Consider the following 5,374-nt stretch of genomic DNA (forward strand, 5'->3'; position numbering starts at 1 on the left):
AGCCCCTCGCCGATGCGGCTGGAGTAGAAGCGCTCGGCCAGCGACAGCAGTGCGCTGAGCACGGCGAGCGCGCCGATGACCAGCGCGATGACGATGACGGTGCGGCCCGCGTCCGGGGCGAGCGGTCTGCCGTCCTCCGGCACGATGGTGTTGACGACGCGGCCCGCCAGCAGCGGGGTGGCCACGCCGATGACCGCGGCGAGCACCACCGTCAGCAGGAAGACCGCGATCTCCGTGCGGTACGGCCGGGCGAAGCCCAGGATCCGCCGCACTGTGCGGTGGCCGATGTGCGTTGTCCCGTGGTCACCGAGAAGGCGAAGCGTCTGCGTGTACGATGCTATGTCGCTGCTGAGCTGTCTCATAAAGTTTCATCCGTGTTGAGATCGCTGGAGTCAGCATTCCTGGAGCAGTGGCGACGGAAGCCGGGTATGTGGCAAATTCATTCGGAGTAAGCTGTAAAGAAGCCCGGACACGCCGTCCATAAATCCGGGCGACATGCCAAAACCCTTGGTATAAGCACAGGCGCTACTGACATTTGCGGGACTGAAAACTATTGACTGCAACCCTTCCCGCCGTCTCTGCCATTCATCGTCGATGTGCGACAGCTCGTGGAGCAGCTCCCACGTGCCCAGGTCGCCGTGGCACAATGAGGCGTCACCCCTTGGCATCTGGGTCTTAATCGCTTCACCCAGGTGGTTTGCTAGCTCCAGGTAGCGGACATCTCCGACGCGGCGATAAAGGTCTGCTGAAGCGAGCGCAACGCCCGTGGCACCATAGCACCAGCCTTCCTCCGGGGAGTGCCCTTCCTCGTCCTGAGACGAGTGTGACTTCAGCCGCCCTAGGGCGTCGCCATGGGTCATATTGTGGTAGTGGCCCATTGCCTTGTCGGCCAGCTCTGCGCACAACTGGTCGCCCGAAGCATGATGCAATCGCCGGAGCGCCCAACCAATGCCAAAAGAGCCGTGAGCGAAACCCGTGACCGCCTGCACAAAGCCGGAAGGAACCCAACAGGCCGTTTCGCCGTCTATGTTCGCCGACTTTTTCAGGTGCCTAGCCGCACGGATCGCGAGGTCCAAGTAGCGGCATTCGCCAGTGCGTTCGGTAAGGCCTATCAGCGGCACGATCGAACCGGCCACCCCATAGACGACATCAAACTGTCTGTCGTTGTCAAGAACATTCGACAGCCGCAAAGCGGCCCGTTCGGCGTGCTTAAGCATGCAATCGTCTTCAAGTAGGCGGTGCAAGGTAAGATAGGCCCAGATGTCACCCGCAAACCCGCCGAAGCCTCCGGGATCCTGCAGAGAGTCCGGTCCGTACACCGACTTGCGAAGGACCTCGAGCGCGCCGTCTAGGATGCCCTCAAGGCCGCCAACGGGTTCCATCGCTCCGCGGTCGCAAGCCTGCTTGTACGCGGCAAGCGCAACACTGATTCCTGCATGCCCGGAATACAGGTCGACCGGAACCGCCGTGATGCCTGATATTCCCGCATTCTGGCCGACCCAGGTTACCGTACCGTCGCTGCCTACGATGGCGTTCCTACATAGATCCTCAGCGACGCTGCGAGCGATGCTGCTAAGCGAAGGTTTGCAGGCCGAGGGCGGCCCTGGCTCTTCTCGTGATGCTCGCGATACCGTTCGCGTGGACGCACGATAAAGTCCGGCAAGGGAAGCGGCTATACAGGCCTCTTGCAATGCAAGGTTGACCGTTTCCCACGAATCCGCGACGTGTTTTATCAAGTCGCCGCAGGCTGCTAACTCGATTCCTTGAAGGCCCTCAATTCGCCCGACGTCGGGCGAGTAGGTGAAGATGGGAATGTCATCATCGAGCAGCTCTCGAATTTCGGCTTCTATGACTGGTATACGATCACCGATCGCGAGATCGGAGGCACCGCGTTCAGCCAGCAGTGCGCAGATCTCGTTCTTCGCCGTGTCCTCGTCATGAAGAGACGATGGGTGCCACAGGGCGCGACCGTATTCAACGTAGATCTGGGTCGCTCTCGGGACGAACCGCAGTTCGCTCCCATTGAAACGGGCTAGCGCGACGCGCAGACCGTTGCGTGATCTAAGCGAGCCGATGCGCTCGACGTACTCGCGGAACCCCTCGATTATGCGTTCCTCGAACAGGTCCGGGCGTGGAGCGATAGTCGGGTGGTTCTTACCATCGAGTTTCAAACGAGCATGCTCGATCGTCAGCTCGGCGTCGTCTCTGCCGAGGTTCTTGAACCGCGCGGCTGGGAGGGTGGGTTGCTGGCCGGCCAGTGCCCCGACTCCGGAAAAGTCGAAGCCCTCCACGGCATGTCCACGGACGTCGCGCCACGGTAGGAGGCCAGTTTCCGCAACGGTCTGATCCAACATCCTGAAGGCGTCGTCTACAGCATCGCCTAGGCCCGCGCTCTTGGGACCGAGACGCGGGCTGAAAAGCACCTCACAGTCGATCAATACTGGGATTGGACCGCATGCGATGATGTTTTCATGATGAAGATCGCGACCCCTCAAGAGGAGCATGATCGCAAGCCAAGCGCCAATGCCGTAGTAGTACCGTTGCAACTCCTGTTCGTCTGCGCAGTAGCGGTGCTGAATGAACTCGGACCACCCGTAGTTGGCACGTGCAAGCACGTCCGGTACCCTAACGCACTGCTCAGCCCCGAACTGCAAGTCATCTATTAGTGCAGCGAGGGCCTTGTCGGCATCGAGTGACCTCGGTTTGTAGACGACTGAGCCATCACCGAAGTCCAATCGAGTGACCATCCGCCCGCCCCGATGGCTGTCGCCGAGGCCGAACTGAACGTGCGTAAGCTCGCTGGTACCCACTAACGGCTCTAGCCTTTGGCGGTCGGCGGCCAGACGGCGCCCAAGTTCTGAAATAGCGTTGACCTTGTTAACGGTCAGACGCTCAAGGCGACCCTTTAGCGCAGGGTAAGCCTCATACGCGTTTTCCCAAAAGGTGTTGGTTGCCGCAAGGTTGGCAAATTCTGTCCAACGATCTTCCGGTGTTTCCGACGTAAGCATCCCCCGGACGGCGTGGGCGCGCAACTCCAAGACCAATAATCTGCTAAGCCTGCTTTCGAGCAACTCCTCGAAGTGTGACGTTGCCCCAGAAACGAGATTGAGTCGCTCCTTTGAGTTCATTCCCGATTCTTGTTCGAGCTGTTCGGCAACTCTTTGACCGAAAAGATCTACATGTGTTCTAAGTGCAGCCTTCACAAATGCCCCCGCCTACCCCAACACTGTCCACGACATTCGAGGAGTGTGAGGCGAAGTTTGCCTCACACTCCTCGAATGGTTTCTACTCCGCCGTAGGCATGAACGTAGGATCGCAGCACGCCGTTGTGCATGTCTTGGTCAGCTGGCGCATCGAGCGCGTCGACGGTACTCCAAGTGCAAACCGCCCACCCACGGGGTTGGCCGCGCCGTCAAGCGACGATCCTGCTCGCCAGGCCGCGACCACTGCTTCAGGTGTCACCTGTGCAGGGCTCTTCATGTTTCCCTCCTTGTGCTAAGAAACACTCTCATCGGGGACTACGCGTCACGGGGTTGCAGGGTTCCCAGCTGCAACAACGCAGCTGCCGAGGGTTCGCGCGGGGTTCCTCTCTGGCCCGCCACCAGACAAAATTTTGTGCGTACGCACATGGGGGCGGGCCGGGGGTAGCGGCGTACCACGGACACGACCAGCCGTAGGTTCGCCTGGATGAACCTTGCCTTCGCGGCAACCCCTTCGGCGGCGATCTGCTCGAGTTCGCCGCGAGCGGCACCGGCCGGCAGGTTGTCGTGTTCGAGCAGCCAGGAGGGGTACAGCCCGGCCTCGACACGTTTGGCCAGGTACACTTCTTCGGCCGCGTTCAGCAGCCGGTGCCGGGAGATCTCGGCCAGATACATTCCGACCAGGTCCCGCTGGCCGAACCCGTCGTCCAGCCGCGGCTGCGTGTTGCCGTGCCTGTTGACGTCCATGCCGAATACCGCCTTCGGTGCCGGGCCCGCTATGCGGACTCGGAGGAGGAGGCCGCAGGTCGGGTGCGCTGGCTGTGGCGCAGCTCTGTGACCTCGGCCGTGAGCGCCTCGATCCGGCGGTTGAGCGACTGCAGGTACAGCAGGAAGACCTCCAGACCGTTGACCGGCTCGAAGACGGACCCGGCGTCTGCCTCGGTGGTGTCATTCGTGCTCATGCAAGCCTCCTGCCTTTACAAGACCCGAACCGCTGTGGCCGGGCGATATGGCGGGGCGTGCGTGGTACGGCGTTGTATCGCACACGCCCCGCCTGCTCCCGCGGGTTCGGCCGGTCGCGTCGGGGACGCGTGCCCGCCCGGCCTGTCTGCGGGCGTCCGTGGGGGTGTTCAGGCGTACATGGGTGTATGCGCCGGGCGGGGGCGGGTCTGGCGGCGTTCGACTGCCGCCGGGATGGGCGGTGTGGTGTCCGGGGTCCAGGCCGCGGCGCGATCGCGGGTCTGCTTGGCCTGGTAGAGGGCGGTGTCCGCGTGGCGCATCAGTTCGGCAGCGGTCTTGCCGGGTGTGTGGGCGGCGATACCGATGCTGCATCCGATGGTCAGTTCCAGGCCTCGGGCCTGCTGCGGCCGGGCGACGGCGGCCACGGCCTGCTCCAGCAGCGGCAGCGCCTGATCCGGTCCGGTCGGCAGGATGATCGCGAACTCGTCGCCGCCGAGGCGGGCGACCATGGCGCCGGGCAGGGCGGCGGCCAGCCGCCGGGCGGTGACGGTGAGGACCTGGTCGCCGGTGCCGTGGCCGAGGGCGTCGTTGATCGTCTTGAAGTGGTCCAGGTCGGCCATGGCCAGACACCAGCCGGTGGTCGGGGCCAGCTCGGCCAGCCGGGCGGTCAGCGCGGCGCGGTTGGGCAGGCCGGTCAGGGCGTCGGTTGCCGCGGCCCGGCGGGCGTCGCGGAGCTGGGCCGCCCACCGGCGGCGCTCCCGGCGCACGCGCACCAGGTCGCCCGCCCAGCCGGCCGATGCGGCAAGCGCCAGGCCGGTGGCCATCAGGCTGTTCAGCGTGGCGGTCATGGCATGCTCCCCGAAGACTTGTGGCTGCTGCCGTTGTGCTGACGGTCCCAGACTGCTCGTCGCCCCTGTCGGCATCCTTTCAATCTGGTGTCAGACGCCTTTTTCGTACATATCCACCATCGCCCGCCGCGCTGAGCGCCACATTGAGGCAAACCGCTAACTCGGCCCGCTCAACGTCGCACGTAACTGCGGACCGGTTTCGCTGCCGATGGGGAAGGTTTTCCCGTTTCTTGCGCATGGTGGCAGATGAGGTCGTCCGGTTGCCCTGACACCCGCAGCACAACAGCCACGTACCGTGATGACTCGGCCACGCCTGCCGCGGTCGTTCGCACCGGACCGCGCCCTGCCCGTTGCGCTGGGCACAGG

At 63.4% G+C, this 5,374-nt stretch carries 4 protein-coding genes and 2 pseudogenes; all 6 read right to left on the reverse strand.

Annotation, left to right across the window (positions count from 1 at the left end; genetic code table 11):
• Positions 1-269, reverse strand: a pseudogene (locus AB0J67_RS38975) (ABC transporter ATP-binding protein); the annotation flags it as partial.
• A 123-nt stretch (positions 270-392) separates the two neighbouring features.
• A complete protein-coding gene (locus tag AB0J67_RS38980) occupies positions 393-3,203 on the reverse strand; it encodes a type 2 lanthipeptide synthetase LanM family protein (RefSeq protein WP_363490497.1) in 2,811 nt (936 codons plus the stop codon).
• A gap of 82 nt (positions 3,204-3,285) precedes the next feature.
• Positions 3,286-3,480: a DUF6229 family protein gene (locus AB0J67_RS38985; protein ID WP_363490499.1), complete on the reverse strand. Its 195-nt coding sequence runs from the start codon at positions 3,478-3,480 to the stop codon at positions 3,286-3,288.
• A gap of 158 nt (positions 3,481-3,638) precedes the next feature.
• Positions 3,639-3,947 (reverse strand): annotated as a pseudogene (locus tag AB0J67_RS38990) (sigma-70 factor domain-containing protein); the annotation flags it as partial.
• A gap of 29 nt (positions 3,948-3,976) precedes the next feature.
• The gene (locus AB0J67_RS38995; RefSeq protein ID WP_363490501.1) at positions 3,977-4,162 is read right to left on the reverse strand and encodes a hypothetical protein; all 186 of its coding nucleotides are present in this window, start codon (positions 4,160-4,162) and stop codon (positions 3,977-3,979) included.
• Positions 4,163-4,330: 168 nt separating this feature from the next.
• The gene (locus AB0J67_RS39000; RefSeq protein ID WP_363490503.1) at positions 4,331-5,008 is read right to left on the reverse strand and encodes a GGDEF domain-containing protein; all 678 of its coding nucleotides are present in this window, start codon (positions 5,006-5,008) and stop codon (positions 4,331-4,333) included.
• Positions 5,009-5,374 lie beyond the last annotated feature (366 nt).

The sequence above is a fragment of the Catellatospora sp. NPDC049609 genome (assembly GCF_040675365.1).
GTDB lineage: Bacteria > Actinomycetota > Actinomycetes > Mycobacteriales > Micromonosporaceae > Catellatospora.